This is a genomic window from Acinetobacter sp. BZX-2 (genome assembly GCF_055179795.1).
The window spans coordinates 1,525,965-1,548,469 of record NZ_CM143686.1; the positions used below are offsets into that span (position 1 = coordinate 1,525,965).

General features: G+C 36.2%; 15 protein-coding genes and 2 pseudogenes. 12 read left to right on the forward strand and 5 right to left on the reverse strand.

Translation table 11 applies throughout. The annotated features are described in order from the left end of the window. Positions 1 to 1,206 carry a transporter gene (locus ACY45D_RS07120; protein WP_463109056.1) on the reverse strand — a complete coding sequence of 402 codons (1,206 nt, stop codon included), beginning with the start codon at positions 1,204 to 1,206 and terminating at the stop codon, positions 1 to 3. Positions 1,207 to 1,497: 291 nt separating this feature from the next. On the opposite strand from ACY45D_RS07120, the pseudogene ACY45D_RS07125 reads away from it, so the two are divergent. Next, positions 1,498 to 1,698 (forward strand): annotated as a pseudogene (locus ACY45D_RS07125) (AraC family transcriptional regulator N-terminal domain-containing protein); the annotation flags it as partial. Next, positions 1,690 to 1,948 (forward strand): annotated as a pseudogene (locus ACY45D_RS07130) (helix-turn-helix transcriptional regulator); the annotation flags it as partial. The pseudogenes ACY45D_RS07125 and ACY45D_RS07130, both read left to right, overlap by 9 nt. A gap of 69 nt (positions 1,949 to 2,017) precedes the next feature. Here ACY45D_RS07130 and ACY45D_RS07135 read toward each other — a convergent pair. Beyond that, positions 2,018 to 2,734, reverse strand: coding sequence for an NAD(P)H-dependent oxidoreductase (locus ACY45D_RS07135; RefSeq protein ID WP_463109057.1), 717 nt, complete (start codon positions 2,732 to 2,734; stop codon positions 2,018 to 2,020). A gap of 403 nt (positions 2,735 to 3,137) precedes the next feature. Here ACY45D_RS07135 and ACY45D_RS07140 point away from each other — a divergent pair, with 403 nt between their 5' ends. Both ACY45D_RS07140 and ACY45D_RS07145 read left to right on the forward strand, forming a co-directional pair. Beyond that, complete coding sequence (locus tag ACY45D_RS07140; protein WP_120384437.1) at positions 3,138 to 3,413, forward strand: metal/formaldehyde-sensitive transcriptional repressor; 276 nt, start codon at positions 3,138 to 3,140, stop codon at positions 3,411 to 3,413. Between the two features lie 21 nt (positions 3,414 to 3,434). Beyond that, positions 3,435 to 4,547 carry an S-(hydroxymethyl)glutathione dehydrogenase/class III alcohol dehydrogenase gene (locus ACY45D_RS07145; protein WP_463109058.1) on the forward strand — a complete coding sequence of 371 codons (1,113 nt, stop codon included), beginning with the start codon at positions 3,435 to 3,437 and terminating at the stop codon, positions 4,545 to 4,547. A gap of 183 nt (positions 4,548 to 4,730) precedes the next feature. On the opposite strand, the gene ACY45D_RS07150 is transcribed toward ACY45D_RS07145, so the two are convergent. From ACY45D_RS07150 to ACY45D_RS07160, 3 genes are read right to left on the reverse strand one after another with little or no spacing between them, the layout of a single operon-like run. Beyond that, positions 4,731 to 5,582 carry an SDR family NAD(P)-dependent oxidoreductase gene (locus ACY45D_RS07150; RefSeq protein ID WP_463109450.1) on the reverse strand — a complete coding sequence of 284 codons (852 nt, stop codon included), beginning with the start codon at positions 5,580 to 5,582 and terminating at the stop codon, positions 4,731 to 4,733. Next, entirely contained in the window at positions 5,582 to 6,427 is an 846-nt protein-coding gene (locus ACY45D_RS07155) for an SDR family NAD(P)-dependent oxidoreductase (RefSeq protein WP_463109059.1), read from the reverse strand. The genes ACY45D_RS07150 and ACY45D_RS07155 overlap by 1 nt, the downstream gene beginning before the upstream one ends. A 22-nt stretch (positions 6,428 to 6,449) precedes the next feature. Continuing rightward, positions 6,450 to 7,907 carry a flavin-containing monooxygenase gene (locus tag ACY45D_RS07160; RefSeq protein WP_463109060.1) on the reverse strand — a complete coding sequence of 486 codons (1,458 nt, stop codon included), beginning with the start codon at positions 7,905 to 7,907 and terminating at the stop codon, positions 6,450 to 6,452. A 103-nt stretch (positions 7,908 to 8,010) separates the two neighbouring features. Between ACY45D_RS07160 and ACY45D_RS07165 the strand changes: the two genes are divergently transcribed. The 8 genes from ACY45D_RS07165 (at position 8,011) to ACY45D_RS07200 (ending at position 22,408) form a co-directional block, all read left to right on the forward strand. Further along, positions 8,011 to 8,667: a TetR/AcrR family transcriptional regulator gene (locus ACY45D_RS07165; RefSeq protein ID WP_463109061.1), complete on the forward strand. Its 657-nt coding sequence runs from the start codon at positions 8,011 to 8,013 to the stop codon at positions 8,665 to 8,667. Positions 8,668 to 9,031: 364 nt separating this feature from the next. Continuing rightward, a complete protein-coding gene (locus ACY45D_RS07170; protein WP_463109062.1) occupies positions 9,032 to 9,793 on the forward strand; it encodes a hypothetical protein in 762 nt (253 codons plus the stop codon). 15 nt (positions 9,794 to 9,808) lie between these two features. Beyond that, positions 9,809 to 10,747 (forward strand): hypothetical protein, encoded by a 939-nt coding sequence (locus ACY45D_RS07175; protein ID WP_463109063.1) that lies wholly within the window; start codon positions 9,809 to 9,811, stop codon positions 10,745 to 10,747. 12 nt (positions 10,748 to 10,759) lie between these two features. Beyond that, positions 10,760 to 11,038 (forward strand): hypothetical protein, encoded by a 279-nt coding sequence (locus ACY45D_RS07180; protein ID WP_463109064.1) that lies wholly within the window; start codon positions 10,760 to 10,762, stop codon positions 11,036 to 11,038. Then, a complete protein-coding gene (locus ACY45D_RS07185) occupies positions 11,035 to 11,604 on the forward strand; it encodes a hypothetical protein (protein WP_463109065.1) in 570 nt (189 codons plus the stop codon). Before ACY45D_RS07180 ends, ACY45D_RS07185 begins: the two co-directional genes overlap by 4 nt. Continuing rightward, complete coding sequence (locus ACY45D_RS07190; protein WP_463109066.1) at positions 11,571 to 11,900, forward strand: hypothetical protein; 330 nt, start codon at positions 11,571 to 11,573, stop codon at positions 11,898 to 11,900. Before ACY45D_RS07185 ends, ACY45D_RS07190 begins: the two co-directional genes overlap by 34 nt. Beyond that, positions 11,897 to 12,739: a hypothetical protein gene (locus ACY45D_RS07195; protein WP_463109067.1), complete on the forward strand. Its 843-nt coding sequence runs from the start codon at positions 11,897 to 11,899 to the stop codon at positions 12,737 to 12,739. Before ACY45D_RS07190 ends, ACY45D_RS07195 begins: the two co-directional genes overlap by 4 nt. A gap of 36 nt (positions 12,740 to 12,775) precedes the next feature. Next, positions 12,776 to 22,408, forward strand: coding sequence for a calcium-binding protein (locus ACY45D_RS07200; protein ID WP_463109068.1), 9,633 nt, complete (start codon positions 12,776 to 12,778; stop codon positions 22,406 to 22,408). Positions 22,409 to 22,505: the final 97 nt, after the last annotated feature.

Here is a 22,505-nt window from a genome sequence, read left to right on the forward strand (position 1 = left end):
CTAAAACTTATATCCTATTTTTAAACCATAAGCCCATGCTGTGTTATTACTAAAATATGCATCTGAGTTATTTGTGCCAAAGTCAGCAGCAGACTGGGCTCTAGCATCCCCTAACCAAAAATGTTTTACACCTAAAGCAATATCGTAATTTGGCTGTGGGCTAAATTTTACACCTACACCGACATTCCAATAACCTTTTGTTGGCCCTAATGTGGTAATCGGATCACCAGCACCACTATCCCAACCGACTGATAAACTTCCTCCCCATTGATCATTTAATTTACGTCCTAATCCAATATTTGCTGAAATTTGATCATCAGTATAAGCAACCAAATCTATTCCTTTTCCCATCACTTGTTGTGTTGTTTTGAATAATTTAGGCGGAGAGATTTTATTCTTTGACCATTCCACCCAACGCACATTTGCAAATGCAACAGTATCCGCCATGATTCCTGATTGTAGGTCTAAATTAATGCTTTGAGGGGTTGTCACAGTTGAAGGTGATACGTCAGTACCAAAGTCGATGACACCATATACTGGATGTCTCAGTGCTAGTGATTCAGTCATTTTTACATCATGATCGATTTCGGAACGATAGGTTAGTGATGTCTTTAATGCAATTTCAGGAATTGAGTAAGCGAAGCCTGCTAACCAACCTGTACCCAATTTCTCAGAAGTTGTCATGTCATATTTTAACCACATATATCCTGCACCGCGGGCATGGCTTTCACCTTTTACAGTTTGTAAGACTGGGCCTGCATAGAAATTCCAATTTTCATTTGGTTGATAGCCAACAATTGTGCTTAAGTTTTGTGTGGTCACTTTAGCGCCAGTGCTTGCATCACCTTCGGTATAGGCTGGTAATTTTTGTATTGGATAAAGTGAATCTGAACCAAAAGGGTGATCGTATAAAAAACCAATTGAGAAATGATTTGTAAGCTGTAACTTGAGAGCCGCAGATGGTGAAATATAGTGATTGGCAATATTACCTGTATCCATATTCGCAGCTGTGCTTAAACCACCTTTATTAAAATCAGCGTCAATTTTCCCAGATACATGGGGATCAAGCACATTTATTCCTGCTTCAAAATAATGATTGGGTTGTAAAAATGCTGAAATTGATTGTCCAGAACGGTCGAAGCCTGCTGCATGCGTTTGTGTTATAGCAATGACTAATGACGAAATTGTAAACGTAATTTTTTTCATTACAAAGATCCTTCCTAGATAGCGGTAATGGTTGATTTTTGTTTAATCCATGGAAGTATTCTTTGAGCAAAAGTACGTTTTAACGAATGCAATCGTGCCATTATTAAGTCCGATCGTGTCATTTTGAATGATTCATTCTGAGTATTGAGCAATGATTAGCGTTATGACTTTAGGAGGGAATCATTATGACCAAAACATTTTTCTACCTAGCATTGTGATCCTAAATATCTGAGCCAGTTGTTAATCACACATTTTAATTTTATTGAGAATTTCTATTTGGATTAAAAATATATGACGCTCACTTTTGTTGAAGAAAGAAACTCGAATACGGATCAGCTCACTCAAGCTGTTTTAGGTATTGCAGTGGTAGAAGGCGATCATGTTTCTGCAATTCCCCAGCTTTCTTTCCATAGTCGAATGAGTCCAACAACAAGTACACATTGTATTTATAATTTAGGTATTGGCATTATTTTACAAGGAGATAAAGAAGTCGCTGAAAAGTTATAGACCTCTGAAAGAACTTTACAACGGTTACTCAATAAAGAGCAAATAACGTTTCAAATACTGGTGACTACGGTAAGAAAAGAACAAGCAGAGCGACTTTTACAACAACACAGCTACCTATAAAAGAAATTGCATATCGTTTAGGCTATACAGATATCTCACATTTTTCGCGAGCCTTTAAGAAATGGACAATGTAATGCCTAAATTTTATCGAGAAGCGATTGATGGTAAATTTTAAATAGGTCATTTATTGTGAAATAAAATTCCTTCAATTTGCTATAAAAAGAAGGAACTCTGCACAGTTTAATTAATTGTCAGTTGTCGTTTTTAAAGGATGCATCCTATGATCAAAGTCTTCTAATACTGGGAATTCTAGGGCAGGTAATGTATCTAGATTCGTTAGATAGTTCTGAAAATCCAGTAGAATTTTTTGCCTTTCTTCATTTGATATATAAGGGACGTGATAAGCCACAAAAGGTGGTAAAACTTCAAACCCCGCATAAGCCAGCGTTCCACGTTGAATCGGTGAAAGATAATATTCTAGTGAGCCATGAATAGAATTTTCTCCAAACATATGCTCGCGTCCACCCAGTGTGAAACATAACATTGCTTTTTTACCAGCCATCCCACCATGGTTGTAAAAACGTTTTCCACCATAAAAAAGACCTGAAACAAATATTCGATCGATCCAGCCTTTTAAGATGGCAGGAACAGAAGTCCAGTACAACGGGAAGCTGAAAATCACAAGGTCTGCACGTTTTACTTTTTCAATTTCATCAACAATATCCTGTGAGAGTAGCCCTTGTTTTAAAGCATGACGTTGCTCTAAGGCATAATTAAAATAATCAGGTTGGCTTAAATTTTCAAAATCATTGTGTGATGCGACAGGGTTAAAACCCAATTCATACAAGTCAGAAATTTCGACGTGATAACCAAAATCTTTAAAAGTTTTTTGAGCTGTATCTTTTAAAGCAGTGGTAAAAGATTGTTTTTCTGGATGGGCATGTACAATAAGAACATTCATTCTAGAATCCTGAATACATAGATATTTCACTGGACTTACTATGCATGAAGATTTTTACAGAACCTAGCTCTTGATGCGCCAGTATTTACCATATTGCGCCAAAATAAATGTATTTAGCAGTGATACGCCGAAGCAAAGAGTGGGCTGAAACGAGTAAAGAGAAGTACCGATAAGATTGAATAAATGAGCGATGCATCCTTTAAAAATGATAGAAAATGATCGGATCAATTTACGTTTGAGAATAGGCATTTGTAAGTCAAAGATCCATTTAAGTAGGGTTTAATTGATTTAAGTATTTGAATATTAATAAATTTAAAATTTACTTGCGATTATTTTTCGATGATGTATTTCTATGTTTTATACTATAGGGTACTATACTATAAAATTTGAATGGATATGATTTATGCCAAATCAAGTTGAAGACAAAAAAAAGATACTTCTCCGTGTTAAACGCATTATCGGACAAGCTCAAGCGATTGAAAATGCATTAGAAGACGGTGTGGAGTGTGGCGCAATTCTGCAACAAATATGTTCTGTGCGTGGTGCGATCAATGGTCTAATGAATGAAATGTTAGAAGTTCATTTAAAAGACACCTTGGTATCGGGTGAAACCACAGAACAACAACGAAGTGAAGAACTGACCGAGATCGCTAAGATTCTTAAGTCATATTTAAAATAAGTTTTTATTAGGAGAAATTCTATGAAATCACGTGCTGCTGTTGCATTTGGTCCTGGTGAACCGCTTAAAATTGTTGAAGTAGATGTTGAGCCACCTAAAAAGGGTGAAGTTTTAATTAAAATCTCGCATACAGGCGTATGCCATACCGATGCTTTTACCTTATCTGGTAGTGATCCTGAAGGTGTGTTTCCAGTTATCTTAGGACATGAAGGTGCTGGTGTGGTTGTAGAAGTTGGTGAGGGTGTAACAAGTGTTAAAGCTGGTGATCATGTGATCCCACTTTATACAGCTGAATGTGGTGAATGTTTATTCTGTAAATCAGGTAAAACCAATCTATGCGTTGCAGTTCGTGAAACGCAAGGTAAAGGTTTAATGCCAGATGGTACAACACGCTTTTCGTATAATGGTCAACCCATTTACCACTATATGGGCTGTTCGACTTTTAGTGAATACACGGTAGTTGCAGAAGTTTCTTTGGCAAAAATCAATCCAGAAGCAAACCCTGAGCATGTGTGTTTGCTGGGCTGTGGTGTAACGACTGGTATTGGCGCTGTACATAACACAGCCAAAGTACAAGAAGGTGACAGTGTTGCAGTCTTTGGCTTAGGTGGTATTGGACTTGCAGTTATTCAAGGCGCTCGACAAGCAAAAGCAGGACGTATTATTGCAATTGATACAAATCCTGAAAAATTTGTACTTGCGAAAGAGTTTGGTGCAACTGACTTTTTAAACCCACAAGATTTTGATAAGCCAATCCAAAATGTGATTGTTGAAATGACAGGTTGGGGGGTAGATCATTCTTTTGAATGTATTGGCAATGTGAATGTAATGCGTTCGGCACTTGAATGTGCTCATCGTGGTTGGGGGCAGTCTGTGATTATTGGCGTAGCAGGCGCTGGTCAGGAAATTTCAACTCGACCATTCCAGCTTGTTACTGGTCGTAAATGGTTAGGTTCAGCTTTTGGTGGAGTGAAAGGTCGTTCGCAACTTCCGGGTATGGTTGAAGATGCAATGCAAGGAAAAATCCAACTCAAACCATTTGTGACGCATACCATGGACTTAGAAAAAATCAACGAAGCGTTTGATTTAATGCATGAAGGTAAATCTATCCGTACAGTGATTCATTACGCGTAATCTATCCTCATGATTTCCAATGCATCGTTATAACAATGCATTGGAAATTGAGAATGGGAGCTTTATTGATGCTAAATGTCTATTTAATAAATATACTTAGATCAATAATCTCCCATTTTTTAGATAAATTTTTTCATTCCTAAATGGACAGAAAATGATTTCTATCTTCTTTTACTTTTCCTGTTATTTCGCCATACGTGAACGTACAACCGCTGTAAATATCGCTTGATAAGAAGAAGGTAAAAGTCTCGCTGACCAGTCATATAATTTAGAATCTGGCCCGATCAGAACACGTCTTTTATTATTTTTGACTGCTTGAAAAATTGTATTGGCCGCTTTTTCTGCTGTGGTTAAAAAAGTCATTTCAAATTCTTTGGTTGCATCTTGTGCTGATTTTCCAGTGAGCTTAGAGAGCTTGTCAGAAATTCGTGCCGATTTGGCAATATTGGTTTTGATCCCACCCGGGTGTACGCATGTTGCACTGATATTAGAATGACTGATTTCTAAATCTTGTCTAAGCGCTTCGGTAAAACCTCGAACAGCATATTTACTGGCATTATATCCACTCATAAAGGGTTGTGCTGTCAAACCAAAAACACTAGAAATATTGACAATATGTCCTTCACCTGACTGCTCAAGATAGGGTAAGAATGCTTTGGTGCCGTAGATGACGCCCCAAAAATTAATATCCATAATCCATTGATAATCTTTAATCTCAAGCTCACTGACAGTACCTGACAATGCGACTCCTGCATTATTGATAATTAAATTCACCTTACCATGCGTCTCAAAAACATATTTTGCCCAGTCGAAAACTTGTTGTTGATTACTGACATCAACTTTTTGGCAAGAGATTTCTAGATGGTTAAAATGAGGCTTATTTTTAATAAGTTGTTTGGTTTCCTCGACTGAATCTAAGTGAACATCGGAAAGGGCTAAATGGCAATTTTCCTGAGCAAAGCGCATTGCCAAAGCACGCCCAATGCCTGAACCTGCACCTGTAATGGCGACTACAGTATTGTTAAAGTCTTTAATCATTTGAAAATTCCTTTTTTGAGTTTGATTAATTTGTAGGGCTTCTGATCAATCACTTTTTTCATGTCAGACCAAATCAACTTATTTAATATTTTTAAGGGTACAAATTTAGAACCTAACCACACTTTCAAAGAATCATTGCCATATATGATACGGGTTGAGCCTCTTTCAATATGTTTAATTAAATATTCGGTGATTTGTTCAGGTGATGTTTTCAAATAATTTTTAGAAAAAGCTTGTCCACCCTCAGACTTTGCAATATTTGTATCAATCCCACCCGGATGTAGTAAATGCACCTGAACACCGCTGTTTTGTAATTCACACATCAGTGCTTCACTGAAACCTCTTACTGCAAACTTACTGGCACAATAGTCAGAATGGTTGGGTGTACCGACTAAGCCAAAGATACTGGATACATTGACAATATGCCCTGTATGTTCTGACAGTAATTGAGGTAAAAAAGCACGTGTTCCACAAACAACACCAAAAAAATTAATTTTCATCACGTGTTCATAATTGCTTAAATCCATTTGCCATGAAGGCATATAAGCACCTTCAATACCAGCATTATTGATTACGACAAAAGCATTCCCCAGTTTTTGTTGACATGAACTGGCAAAAGTTAGCATTTGATTTTGATCAGATACATCAAAAACTTGGCTAACAATATTACAATTCGGTGTTTTATCTTTGATCAGCTGAATGGTTTCATCTAGCCCAGCTAAATTAAAATCATTCAAACCTAGTTTTGAGCCAAGTTTCGCAAAAGCCAATGCATAGGTGCGTCCCATACCTGAGCCCGCACCAGTAATAATGATGACTTTATTATGAAAATATTGAGTCATTTACTTATTCTCAGTTGAATGCTTAATTAAATTTATGATGTTTGGGTTTAAAGTTTTTTGTCATTTGGTGATAGGTAAAACTAAAACCTGGGAACATTGCAATCACATGACCACTTTTGCTTTTGTACCAACTATTACAACCACCAGTTTGCCAAACTGTTTTATCCATTTCTTTATGAATCATTTGTGTATAGTCATTTTCAGCTTTGGCTGTCACTTCAATACTTTGTTTGCCTTTTTTCAAAGTGGTTTGAATTGCGTTGATGACATAATTGAGTTGTGACTCAATCACAAAAATTGCGGAAGTATGTCCAATGCCTGTATTTGGGCCAGTGATGATAAATAAATTCGGAAAATTCGGAAGGGTTGTTCCCAAATAAGCGCGTGGAAATGCTTGCCAAACGTCAGCAATGCTTTGCCCATTTTCACCAAGAACAGGATAGGAAATCACACCATCTGTTGCATCATAGCCAGTTGAATAAATAATTAAATCAAGATCAATATGCTGCCCATCTGTGGTGTTAATCCCCGTTTTATCAATTGAAGCAATCGCTGAGTCCTGAGTATGTAGTGTGACATTGTCACGACATAAGGCAGGATATAAAGTGTCAGATAAAATAATGCGCTTACAGCCAATCGTATAATTTGGCGTGACTGCTGCTCTAAGTTTTGGATCTTGGATTTGTTTTTCAATGTGCTTAAGTGCTTGTTTTTGTGCAAAGACATTAAGTGCCGCTTTGGAATATTTAAAACCAATCATGCGTGTTTCCAACTGCCAATAGACAGCAGTCCGTACGGCCTTATGAATTAACTTATTACCAATTAATTTTTGTTGCATGTTATTAAATTTATAATCTGGGCGGGGCATGACCCAATGCGGTGTACGCTGAAAAACATGTAAATGAGCAACATCGGGTGCAATGGCAGGAATCACCTGTGCAGCACTTGCACCACTACCAATGATTGCTACACGTTTAGCTGTGTAATCGTAGTCATGATCCCATTCATTGGTGTGAAAGGATTTACCTTGGAAGCTTTCACGACCTTTAAAGTTGGGAATCACAGGTGTACTCAATGGACCTGATGCATTAATAATAAATTGTGCGCTTAAAACTTCATCCTGATCTGTATAAATATCCCAACGTTTCTTATGGCTATCCCATTCAACTTTCACCACATTACAATTGGTCTTTGTTTTACTGCGTAAATCATATTTATCAATCACATGGTTGGTATATTGTTCTAATTCATTTTGTTCGGCAAACATCTGACTCCATGCATAAGGTTCATGTGAAATCGAATAAAGTGGGGACTGAACGTCTACAGCGGCGCCTGGGTAACTATTTTGGCACCATGTACCACCCATAAAGTCACGACGCTCTAGAATTAAAAAATCATTGATATCATTTTTTAATAAATTGATTGCAGAGCATTGCCCGCCAAAGCCACTGCCAATAATAATCACTTGATGGTAAGACATATGTTGAATCCTCATTTTTAACGATATTGCTATAATTCTTGATTAATCTGATGACAACTGTCTTCACTTTACATTTGACAATAAATGTTGTCAAATATAAATCATGAAAAAAAGCCAAGATGCCCAAAATGGGCGAACCTATGCAGGCGAAGCGCAAGCTGAACGCCAAGCTAAACGACATCAAAAATTTATTGAAGCTGGACATGAATTGTTTGGCACGATTGGTTTTAGACAAACAACTGTTAGAGTGATTTGTAAGCAGGCTGAGCTTACAGATCGTTATTTTTACGAGTCATTTTCCAGTATGGAAGATGTCTTAGTGGTGGTGTATGAGCAAGCGATTCGAGAGATTCGGACCAAAATTCTAGGGGCAATTCAAAAGAATAATCTTAAAGATGATGTTGATGCTTTGATTCGGCAGGTACTCGATATTTTTTTTCAGGCAGTAGAATGTCCGAAAACAGCTCGAATTATTTGGTTGGAAGTGCTTGGTGTAAGTACACGTGTTGATTTAATTTATAACAATGCAATACGTAGCTTTGCTGCACTTTTTTTACAATTAAGCCTATCTCTTTATCCTGATATTCAGTTATCTGAAACAGAGCTTGACGTGATTGCAATTGGGATTGTTGGGGCGATCAGCCAATCGACCATGGCATGGTTGTTAAATGATTATAAGCTTGATCGCCAAATTATGGTGAGTTCGATGTTTCATATTATCAAAGGCACTTCATCTCAATTAATACTCAATTCGCAGTAGTTTTTGCATTACCAACAGATTGATTGGGATTATTTGGTAGATTTGGAAGAAAGCTGCGTTGTGCTACTTACCAGATAATTGTAAATGTATCTTGAGAGTCTAAAATTGTATGAGCATTATCAAAATTTAAAAAAGATTTCGGAGAAGGGGGATGTTAAAAATTAAAAATAGACTTTTTCAAAATACGAATAAAAGGCTATAGATATTTTGAAAAAAAACAAGTAAAATTCACATAAAATATTTAAAATCATAAGTATAAATTTAAATATTCGTTACATTTTTTAACAAGTATTTTTAATTTTAAGTAAAAAAAGTACATTTCTAGGCTATATTGTAACAATCATAAAACTTACGAATAAAAACAATGCATATCCATTTTACGGTTGAAGACCGTGATCATGTTGAAGGGACAGGGCCAATCCAAGTCGGTTGGTTTCTTACAGATGATAAGGCTTCGATTCTTTTTGAAGCACCTTATCGTATGCGTTCGCAATCTCAAACGAAACATGCAAAGTCAGCCAGTCGTTGTCCAGCAGTGCTGCAACTCGAAAGCCGATATTTTGTGATTAATTGCCCATTTGATTTTCATCTTCGTTTTGATCGTGATAGCACAGGTAAACCAACCTTAATTAATGTACTTGGTGATGCTTCGCCTGTACGTGGTAATAAGCTACGTGAATTGCTGACTTTAGTGAATGAGAATGAATGGCGTACTCCGAATGTACCGATTCTCCAGCTTAAACTTCCTTATTGTTTCATTGCAGATGAAGTGGTGTATATCACTCAATTAGATGCATTTGGGTATTACAGAAAAAATCCTTTACCGGGCACAATTTTTGGTGGGCGTTTCCCGATTCATATTTGGCCTAGACCACTGATGTGGGCTTTTGAATGGCATGATACTTCTAAGGATTTGATTTTAAAACGTGGTGAACCTTTGTTTTATTGCCAGTTTGATGGTTTTGATCCATCACGCACCGTGAAATTAGTTCAAGCAGAAAAAACGCCTGAACTTATGCAATACATGGAACAGATTTCAGGTGTGGTGAATTATGTGAATCAGACTTTTTCGCTATTTAGTGAGGTGGAGAAAGTACGACCTGAAAAGTTGATCAAGTTTAAATAAATTTCGGACATGAGAATGAAACGAATAAAAATAAGTTTAAGAGTAACTTTTCTATTGGGGCTGTGTTTAGGACTCAATGCATGTTTTTTTCAAACAGATGAAGAAAAAATAGCAAGTTTTAATCGTACATATGGCCCAGAGTATAAACTTAGTCAGGATGATTTATATGTTCATTGGAAAGGCGATAAGCAAGCCTTAATAGAACCTTTAAACTTAAAAATACCACTTGCTTATCTTGAATATAATAGTGAACGAATTAAGAGAGGAGATAAATTTTATTGGCTAGGTTTATCATTAGAACCAATGGAAAATGGGGAAATAGAAAGGATTAAGATAGAACTTCTACGATCTAATAGTCAGCCTGTATCAGATACCAATTATAAAAAAGCTGATCAGGAAGAAGAAATAAAGAAAAAAAATCACGATATTGGAAACTCATATAGATTCACGATATATGCACATAGTAATGAAGATTGGGGGACTTCAAAATATTATTTATTGGATCGGGGATATTTTAGGGGAAGGGATGAAGCAGGTTTAGAAAACTATAGAGAAATGAAATGTTTTACTGAAAAAGATATAGAGGTACTTAAACAAGAAACTCAACAAAAAGTCGTCGGTAATGAATTTAAACAAAAAGATTTAGACGCACTTAAAAATAAACAAAAGAATGATGACCAAAGCCCAAAGAACTGTATCACACAAGAAACAGGTCAAGGTACATATTGGTTATCGCCAGATAATGTACCTAATGAAGACAGAGTTTTAATCAAGTGTTGGTTTGCGTGCGATATATTGTTTACACATAAAAATCACCGAGTTGTCATTACTGCTACAGGTGGTGAAAGACAAATAGTCCCTCAGTGGAAATCTTATCGGCAACAAGTGATAGATTTACTTAATCATTTTGAACAAGAAGCCAATCAATCACAAACCAAGTCACAAAAACAATAGATGGAAAAGAATATGGAAAACAATCAAAATAATCATATTGCACCACTTACAACCACACAAGGCTTATTAAAACTCAGTCAATCTGAGCTGGATTATTTACAAAGTTTTTTAAAGGCAAATGACCGTGGTGGATATTATCTTGCTTTGTACAATATGGCGGGTGTAACACAAGTTTTAGTCAAAGGGGAGATTTCAACTTTTAGTGGCGGTACTGGGGGAGCAGCATATTTTGCAAATATGCTGATGTATGAATTTGAAAAAAATAATGATCAAAAAATGGTGACCTCATGAAAAAAATCATACTGGGTCTTTGTTTTAGTTCATTATCATTACTTCTCACTGCTTGTGAACAAAAACAGGATAAACAACCTGAATTTAAACGCCCAATGGGACCTTATGGCTTGCCTTATCGAGTAGGCAATTTGGGAGGGAAACCTGTACTTTTAGGAGAGGAGGTAGAGTGGCTAGAATATGAGGACTCGCCTGTATTAAACCCCGAAAACCGTTATAAGGGATATAAAGCCCCTCCTCGTAATTTTGATTCAGTGATCACATCCTTCGGAGTAGAGATGAAATACCCCACAGGTATGGCACTGGTTAGATATCAAGGTGCACCACAGGAATCCTACCGACAATATAAGGAAGATCAAAAATCCCCCTATCATCAATGGGTCAGTATAGGATTGGATGCAGGAAGGCGTTATCGTCCTGATTTAACCGCTGCTTTTATTAACTCTACAGTTGATTCAAAAGTGATTTCTGCAGAAATCATGCAAAATACCCATTATATATATATATACCCACACATAAAAAAGAGTTTGGCTTGGAGAAGTATGCTCCTCATCCTGAATGGATAAATCGTACTGGTTATAAAGAAACCAAAGATATGTATCTACAAAAAGATAGTCAAGGAAAGGTCATTACTTTGATTAGGTGTAATAATTTCGTGATCAGGGGATGGTCTGCTGCAAGGTGTGAAATGCGTTGGAATATTGAGCCTTTTATGAAGGTTCAATTAGATGCACGTTTTGCAAGAGTGCATTTAAAAGATTGGCAACTGATTCAAGAAAATTCTGAAAAGCTGATTAAAAGCTTTGTCGTAGATCCAAAAACATTAAAAACCAATAATGATCAAAAAATGGTGACCTCATGAAAAAAATTATACTGGGGCTCTGCTTGACTTCGTTGCTCCTCACCGCTTGTGAACAAAAACAGGATAAACAACCTGAATTTAAGCGCCCAATGGGACCTCATGGACTACCTTATCGAGTAGGCAATTTGGGCGGGAAACCTGTACTTTTAGGAGAGGAGGTGGAGTGGCTAGAATATGAGGACTCGCCAGTATTAAACCCCGAAAACCGTTATAAGGGATATAAAGCTCCACCGCGTAATTTTGATTCGGTGATCACCTCGTTTGGGGTAAAGATGAAATATTCGACAGGTATAGTATTGAATACCTATCAGGGTGCGCCACAAGAATCCTACCGACAATATAAACAAGATGAAAAATCCCCCTATCATCAATGGGTCAGTATAGGATTGGATGCTGGAAGGCGTTATCGCCCTGATTTAACCGCTACTTTTATTAATTCTACAGTCGATTCAAAAATACAATCTACTGAAAGCATGCAAAATACCCACTATATATATATATATATCCCAACACATAAAAAAGAATTTGGTTTGGAGAAATATGCTCCTCATCCTGAATGGGTCAAAGCTCATGGTTTTGATGACACTAAAGATATGTATTTACAAAAAGATAGTCAGGGAAAAGTTAGGACAATGATGGAGTGTGATAATTATGTGATCAAGGGATGGTCTGCAGCAAGATGTGAAATGCGTTGGAACTTAGAACCTTTTATGAAGGCGAAATTAGATGCACGTTTTGCAAGAGTGCATTTAAAAGATTGGCAACTGATTCAAGAAAATTCTGAAAAGCTGATTAAAAGCTTTGTCGTAGATCCAAAAACATTAAAAACCAACAAATGATTTAAAAACCAATTCAAGACTAAAAAGGACAATAACATGAATACAATTCAAAATCTCACAATTGAACAAATTAAACAATATCAAGACTTAGTAAAAGAACAAGGCATAGATGCCGTACCAGGCATTTATGCAGCGTTAAATGATATGGGCTTTGGCTATGCAGGTTGGTGCTATGGTGTTGCCACTGGAGATACCATTACAGGCATGGGCGCACTGGATTTTATGCAAGAAACAGCTCCGAAAACCATTAGCCCTGCAAAAGTCGATCAAATTCGGGTTGGGATGTTAAATGGTTATTTGAGTGCGCTGGAGCTGAAAGCGCGTGAGAATGGTAGTTTTGTAAATGAGGAAATTAGATTTGAAATAATACGTGACTTTCATGTTCAGGTTTTTAAGGATAACCAGTTAGACATTAGTTATTGGACTCTTGAAACCCCTATGAAAATTATCAGGGAAAATTTTGGACCTGATTTAATTGACCAAAAGTGGGAAGAATTAACCCAAACCAATGGAACGGGTGCAGATGCATTACTAAGTAGCCTAATCTTAGTGGATTGGGTAAATGAAGCTAGTCATGGAACCATTTATTTAGATAAAGACAATCATCTAATTACTCGCGCAGAATTAGTGATAAACCCAACAGCATATTTAAAAATAGCTCAAATCAAAGATGTCTCTGCTTATACAAAAGATGCAGAAGAATGGCTTGCTAGGCTTCCATTAGGAGGTGCGGGCTCTGCTGGACACTATGTTTTTGAACAATTCGTTACTGAAAATAGTTATTGGAAAGTTGGTGATCAAAGTCAAGTGGGGCAAAAAGATATATTTTCTGTTCCATCTGGTGAAGATGTTTCTTATGTTTATGGACTCGGAGGTGATGACAAAATTTATGGATGGGATTCAAAATCAAATTTAGGTGAGTCTATTGATACAGGCTACAGTGCAAAAGACCATTTCTATGGAGGAACGGGAGATGATGAATTATATGGGGGCGGTAATCAAGACCAACTCTATGGTGAAATGGGGAATGATAAATTATATGGTGGCATAGGCGATGATATTTTATATGGAGGAAAAGGGTCGGATGAATTACATGGTGGTGAAGGAAATGATGTACTCATTGTAAGTGAGCTGAATTTAGGATCTGAAACTTCATTTAATGTTGCATTATTAGACGACAGTACCGTCAGTAATGAAGCATATGGTGATGCGGGTAATGATCATATCTATGGTGGAAATGGCAGTGATGAGCTTTATGGGGGAGATGATCACGATAAACTGGTTGGTATAGGAGGAGTTGATTTTCTTTACGGTGGTAACGGTAATGATACGTTATTAGGCGGTGCAGAAAATGATGAACTTTATGGCGATGAGGGCAATGATGCTTTATATGGCGGTGATGGCAATGATAAAGCAGATGGAGGTAAAGGTAACGACCTGATTATTGGAGGAATGGGTGAACTCATTGCAGATGGTGGAGAGGATAATGACACAATCTATGGAAATCACTTAAAGGATAAAATTAAAGGTGGCAGTGGTAACGATGTAATAATAGGATTAAATGGATTAAATGAGCTAGAAGGTGGGGATGGAAATGATTTAGTGACAGGAGGAAATGATCAAGATGATCTCTATGGCGGAAAAGGCAATGACATCATAAATGGCTATGATGGAGAAAATAATTTATATGGTGGCAGTGGAAATAATTTAGTTGTTGGCGGTAAAGATAAAGATACTTTTGTAATTTCAGAATATGGAACAAATATTTTAGCTGGTCAAGAAGAGAACGATACCTATGGATTCTTTTCTACAACAATAGGAAGTTTAAGTGAATTTGGTTTTGGTACAAGTTTAATTAAAGATGCTACAGGTACAATCTTAATTGAAGGAGCAGTCTTAAATATTGGCGAATACGACCAAAATTTAAAAGCATGGAAAAGCAGTAATGGTTTATACATTATTCGCAAATTAGGTGAAGATACCGATAAAACAATAATAAGCATCCATAAAGTAGGTGATGAAAAAAATACAATCTATGTGGATGGCTGGAAAAATAATGGCGATATGGGGCTAAGTTTTAGTGCACCACCTGTAGAAGAAATTCCAACGACCGATGGATTGCCGACCTTAAATGATGGAAATAATATTGCCTATAATCAAAATAAAACGAATGCTGGTGGTGGTAATGATTATATTGATGGGACAAATTCAGCGGATGTTCTTGATGGTGGGAGTGGAAATAACTACATCAATGGCTGGGATGGAAATGATTTAATAAAAGGTGGAAATAATAAAGATATAATTTTAGGAGGGGATGGACAGGATATTATTTATGGTGGTGCAGGTGATGATGTCCTTTTAGGCTCGGTGGGATGGAAAATTAGCCCCGGAGTATTAGCCACTTATCTATTGAATAAATATAAAGCCAATATTGATAAAGATGCGACATTGGAGAGTTTAACTAATATTATTATAAATAATTCGAAAAATAATTGGAATATCAACTTTTCGTTTCAACCTATTTTTGATGAGGATGCAGAATCATATAATTACTATCTTGTCGATAATGGTATAACTACGACTACTATACTACCAAAAATATTAATAAATGTTGTTACGGATGGTGAAACTCATCAAATATTCTCATCATTATCAATTACAGAAAATGCAGATGAACAAACTGGTGAAATTATTTATGGCGGCGTTGGTAATGACTTTATAATGGGGTCTAGAGGCACAGATATTTTATATGGTGATAATGATAATGATCACTTATATGGCCAAAGCGGTGATGATTACTTATATGGTGGACATGGAAATGATGTCATTGAAGGAGGGGCAGGACGAGACTATATTAGTGGTGGCACAAATGATGATGAATTGGTTGGTGGTTATGAAGCAGATGTAATCTATGGAGGAGATGGTAATGACAATATTATTGGTGATTTAGCAAATCTATTTGGGACAGATGCGCCTCCTCTTTCTGCTGATGAAAGTCGTTATGGAAATGATTTAATTTATGCAGGTGATGGAGAGGATAATGTCTCGGGAAATGGTGGAGATGATATTATTTATGGTGGGGAACAGCAAGATAATATAACTGGTGGTACAGGTAATGATTTTCTTTATGGTGATAGTGGTATAGATAATATTTGGGGAGAAGAGGATGATGATTACCTCTTTGGTGGTAGTGATAATGATCATCTCTTTGGTGGAATAGGCAATGATATACTTCTAGGAGAAAGTGGAGATGATAATATAAAAGGGGAAGATGGAGATGATATTATTTATGGTGGAATAGGTAATGACATATTTCTATTTGGTGGAAAAGATAATGATATAATTTATGGTGGTGAGAATAATGATAAGTTGTATGGCGAAGATGGCAACGATATTTTATTTGGAGGAACGGGGAATGATCAGCTAATAGGCGGGCAGGGATCAGATTTATACGTATTTGATTTAGGTGATGGCAAAGATACAATAAAAGAAGAAGTTTCAGATATCGCCTCCTTAAATCATCAAAACTTTATCTACTTTACATTTGACCCAAGTGCAATTAGAGAAGTTAGCCGAGATAATTTTAACCTAATTATAAAATATGGGACAAATGATCAAGTTACAGTTACAGACTATTATAAAGTTAGAAATTCAAGCAATCATAGTTATTTAGAAAATCAACAATTATTCGATCAGATCGAAATTTCAGAAGTGCGTTTTGCGGATGGTACCAGTTGGAACACAGCAACGATCATGGAAATGGCACCCCCACCAGATGTGAATGAATTACCACCTGATGCTTTAGATGGTGTCGCATATTTTATTGATGCTTTAGTTACACGAGACATGATTGCGGTTCAAGGTAAAACGATAATTACATACGCATTTCCTGCGGATAGTGCTTCTGGAAATAAGCCATATTTTCAAGAGCAGATGTTGGCTGTTGAACAGGCATTAAATAAATTTGCACATGTTTTAAATATTACTTTTGTAAAATCTGAAACAGGCATAGGTGATCTAAAATTTTATTTAGATGATTTAACTTCTGCAGAAGCAGGAGCAGCTGCTGGATATGCCAGTGCGCAGACAGGTGAGATACATATTAACTCGACAATGTTTAAAACGGCTGACTCATTAAATCAGGGGGAGTATGGTTTTGAAGTTTTACTTCATGAAATTGGACATGCCTTCGGATTGGAACATCCGTTTGAAGCACCAGTCTTGCCTGAGTTAGAAAATACGCAGAATAATACAGTTATGTCCTATACTTCAAATGGTGTAAATGATACGGAACTAAAACCATATGATATTGCTGCACTGCAATATTTACATGGTGTAAACCAAGGTGTCAGAGCTGAAAATAATACCTATAATTTTGCAACTAAGTTTATTTGGGATGGTGGTGGTATCGATACATTTGATGCATCATCTGAAATCCAAAATGTTTACATTGATCTTAATGCCGGGGCATTAAGTTATGTTGACCAAAAGAAACAGAGCATTTTAGCTCAGGGGCAAAGTTTTATTGGATATGGCACAGTTATCGAAAATGCAATAGCAGGAGTAGGTAATGATATTTTGGTTTCGAATGAAGCTAATAATATTCTTCAAGGAGAGTTAGGAGATGATACATATATTTTTAATGAGAATTTTGGACGTGATGAAATTATTGAGGTTGATCATAATAATGTATTAATTATTCGTGCAAAAGTTGTTGAAGGGAGAGATTATTATTTAAATGGTGGTCTTAATATAGGTTCTAGCTTTTTAATATTTAATATTTCAAATTTTTCAAGTTTTATAATAAATGAAATCGAAATAACACAGGATCAGTTTATTAAAAAGTACAAATATAAAGAAATCTTGACTAGTACTATTTTAGATGATGATGAAGTTGGTGGCGTGGTTTTAAATGATTTAGGGGTTTCCGTAACTGGAAATAATAAAGACAATTTTATTTTCGGTGCTGATGGTAATGACCAAATCTTTGGAGGTCAAGGTTCGGATAATCTTTATGGTGAAATTGGTGACGATTATCTAGAAGGTGAAGCCGGAAATGATCAACTAGAGGGAGGGGATGAAAATGATCAATTAAAAGGTGGTGAGGGTGATGATTATCTATTTGGTGGTAGTGGTAATGATTATCTAGAAGGTGAAGCCGGAAATGATCAACTAGAGGGAGGGGATGAAAATGATCAATTAAAAGGTGGTGAGGGTAATGATTATCTAGAAGGTGGGCGTGGAAATGATTTATTAGAGGGAGGTAAAGGTGCAGATATTTATCATTTTAGAATAGGGGATGGTATAGATGAAATAAAAGATAATGATGAAATGATTATTTCTTTTTTGGATGTTAGTTCAGATGAAGTGGTTATTGAAAGATTTAATAATGAATTAAAAATATATTATGGTGAAAATGATGAAATTATATTTAATAATCCTGGGTATGGAATATCAAAAATAATATTTAATGATACTGAGTGGTCATCAACTGAACTATTAAATAAAATTATTAATAAAGTGGTTGGAACTGAGGGTGATGACTTACTTTTAGGTACGCAAAATAATTATCCAGAAACTATATATGCTTTGAGTGGAGATGATTATATATATTCTGGACGAGGTGATTCTGTCTATGGTGGATTTGGTAAAGATACCATTGAAGCTAAAGATTCTGAGAATATTATTGCTTATGGAGAAGATGGAGATGATATTTTTGATTTGTTTAGAGTTAGCCATAGTAAATTTTATGGCGGTGATGGCAATGATGATTTTAAGCTGAATACATGGGGGAATGAATTTCAAGGTAATTATTTAGAAGGCGGAAAAGGATATGACACATATGACATTTCTAATGGAGACTCATTTATTCAGAATGGTGTCAGCATTAATGATGAAGATGGACTAGGTAAGATTTTTCTGAATTACTCTGTTATTTGGGCTTATGTTCATGGAATGTCAGGTAGTATTGATTATACTCGCCTAGATGCAGAATATAATTATTCGACTGGGATTTTGTCATATAAATATTTTGGTAAAAATGTATTTAGCTTGGTTGGTATATTTGATGTTAATGATATCACTAGATTAGGAAATCTTGAAGTAAATATACAAGGTGCAAGTTATGAGGGAGGAACTGTTTATCAGCCAACAAATGATAAATTACTTCGAATGATGAAGGGGACAAGGACAGATTTTTATTATACAAATTCCGATGATGTGATTAATGATCTAATAGAATCTCATTTATCAAACAGAATTTATGCCCAAGATGGGAATGATTTGATTAATATTGTAGGGCAAAGTTATCACGTTTTTGGTGGTTTTGGTGATGATATCATTAATACGCATGGTGGAGTTATATTAGGAGAGGAAGGTAATGATACTCTAACAAATGCCGGCGAATTTGCACTGTTGTTTGGTGGGGATGGGAATGATGTATTGAGGGGCGCCGGTGATTTATATGGTGAAGATGGGAATGATGTATTGACGGGAGCCGGTAATTTATATGGTGGTAATGGGGATGATCAGTTATTAGCCAATAATAATGGTGCTTTAATGGATGGTGGTGAAGGCGTAGATCATCTTGTTGGTGGATTAGGTGATGATACGTTTGTGGTTGATGAATTTGATACTTATGAAGAAAATGATCCTGATGGTGGATATGATACAATACATATCGCTCAATCATTTGATTTAGCTCTGAATAATTTTGAAGCAGTTACTCTACTAGGATTTCAAGATTTTAATGCTTTTGGAGATGAGTACGATAATAAAATCATTGGTAATTCAGGGAACAATCATTTAGAAGGCTACTTAGGCGATGATACGCTTGAGGGAGGTGGAGGAGACGATATTCTTAATGGAGACCTTGGTAGTGATATTATGCGAGGCAATGATGGAAATGACTACTATATTGTTGATACAGCAGATTCTATTATTTTTGATGTAAATGGAAACAAAATAGTTAAGCAGGGAGATTTGGTTCAAGAAGATGATGATAATGGTATAGATACTATTGAACGTTGGACTGATTCTAAATTTATTGGAAAAGATGAAAATGGTGGGCTGATATTAACTAATAGTTATAATATTTTAGAAAAAAATGTCGAGAATTTGGTGCTAAAAGGAAATGCTACAATAGGATTCGGGAATGATTTAAGTAATATTATTATAGGTAATGAGCAAAATAATTACATTGATGGTTTAGTGGGTGATGATACCTATATTTATAATTTCGGTGGTGGAAAAGATACTTTTGTATTTAAAGATAGTATTGATTCTTTTAATAGTTTGATTATAAATGGCTATGACCAAAGCCAAATTTATGCTCGTCAATCAGGCAATAACCTAACGATTAACTTTAAAAATAATTTGAATGATCAAATTACAATTAATCATTATTTTTTAGATGATGATTTGGAAAATGATATTAGTTATAAACAAGATGAGATTCAGCTTTCTAATGGATTTATTTTAGATTCTACTTGGATCGAAAATTCACTCCACAATTTAGAAGGGACTGATGGGAATGACACGATTTGGGGTTCATCACGGGCAGAAAATATTTCTGGCGGTGCTGGAAATGATACGCTGATCGGTGGAACAGGAAGCGATACTTTAGACGGCGGTGCAGGTGACGACAAATACTTCTATTACCTAACAGATGGTCCAGATGTGATTGATCAAACGGGTGGTGGTGTAGATGTCCTTTGGTTAATGGATAATGGTATTACCCGAGATCGTATTCAGTTCACAAAAGAAGAAAATGATCTAATTGTCACCATTGATAATAATGCCAATCAATCTGTACGTATTGTCGATCATTTCTTAGGTGGTGAGAAAGCCATTTCAGCGGTTCAACCCAATAATGGATACACAATCAGTAAAGCAGAAATTAATGCGTTATTTGCATCTGAGATTGAAGAGCCAAACCCACCCATTGAAGGTGGAATCTACGATACCTCAGCAAGTGACGCACTTGTTGGCGGAACTGAAGACAACATATTCTTCTATACGGCGGGTAAAGACACGATTCAGGATGCAGGTGGTATTGACATCCTACGCTTTAGTAATGGAATTACCTTTAATCAAGTCGGTTCAGGGTTGATGAAGACAGGCAATGACCTTGTATTAAAAGTCAATGGAAGTACAACCAATCAAGTCACTTTAAAGAATTATTTCCTTGCAGGAGATCATTTGATTGAAACCATTGATTTTGAAACAGGCGGGCAACTTACAGCAGAACAAATATTTAATGCCTTTGGTGTGACATTACCAGAAACAGAAGAAGAAACAGGTTCTACAGATGTTGTGGGAGATACAACCTATCAATATACGACAGGTGAACTCACCATTACTGAGCAATCAGGCACAGATAAAGTTATCTTTAAAAATGGTATTGGTTTTAGTCAGGTGAGTAGTTATCTCAACAAGTCAGGTAATGACCTTATTTTGAAAGTAGATGGTAGTAATACCAATAAAGTCATCGTTAAAAACTTCTTCTTAGCAGGCCAATATCTCGTTGAAAGTTTCCAATTCGAAACGGGTGGTCAACTGAGTGCAGAGCAAATCTTTGGTGCATTTGGTATAACCATGCCAACGACTGAGCCTGAAAATCCAACTGAACCAGAATCAGTAAATGTGGTCGGTAATACGACCTATGATTACACCACTGGTGCATTAACCATTACAGAACAATCCGGTAATGACAAAGTTGTCTTTAAAAATGGGATTGGTTTTAGTCAGGTTGCTAATTATCTAACCATGTCTGGTAATGACTTGATTCTGAAAGTGGATGGTAGTAACACCAATAAGGTTACGGTTAAGAATTTCTTCTTAGCAGGTGAATACCTTGTTGAAACTTTCCAATTTGAAACGGGTGGGCAAATCACTGCGGAGCAGATTTTTGGTGCGTTTGGCTTAACTGTTCCAGAACAAAACAATCCAGAAACGACTCAACCCGAAACAGGTCTTGAGGCTATGAACAGCACATATACCTATACTTCGGGTACATTGCAAATCGATGAAGATTATGGCGTAGATGAGATTGTATTTAGCAATGGAATTAGTTTCAATCAAGTTGCTTCACAGCTCATGATGTCAGGTGATGATCTTGTTCTGAAAATAGATGGAAGCAATACAGACAAAGTTACGATTAAAAACTTCTTCTTGGGTGGAGCGCATGAAGTAGAAAGCTTGAGTTTTGAAACAGGTGGAAGTATTTCATCTAGTCAGATTTATCAAGCTTTTGGTTTAGATCGACCACTCAATGCAGAAGATGAAGTTAGTGCAGTGGTGCTTGGTGATACAGGCGACAATACACTCATGAGTGATGCAGCGGTAAGTGAGTTATTTATTCTAGATCAAGGTCAAGACATTATTCAATTGCTCCAAAATGCTTCGGGTGAAACAGCAAAAGATTATGTAAGCGATTTTAGTCTAGTTGATGACAAAATAGATTTATCCGCGGTTTTTGTGAATAGTCAGGTGAATGATGCTAACCTTGATGACTATCTGCAAGTTTTCTATGATGCAGATGCGAAAACCAATACTTTAAGTGTTCGAACATCTGTAAATAATACGCATAAAGATATGTTGATATTCACCAATCAGGCTGAGCAATTGTACGTAGACGATTTATTGTTGAATCAGTCAATTACGTATTAATTCAAAACTGAAATAAAAAATGAGGTGGCTTAGGCCACCTTATTTATTTTGTTAATTAACGTCAGTTCGGGATAAACTCTGATGTAAGTTATTGAAA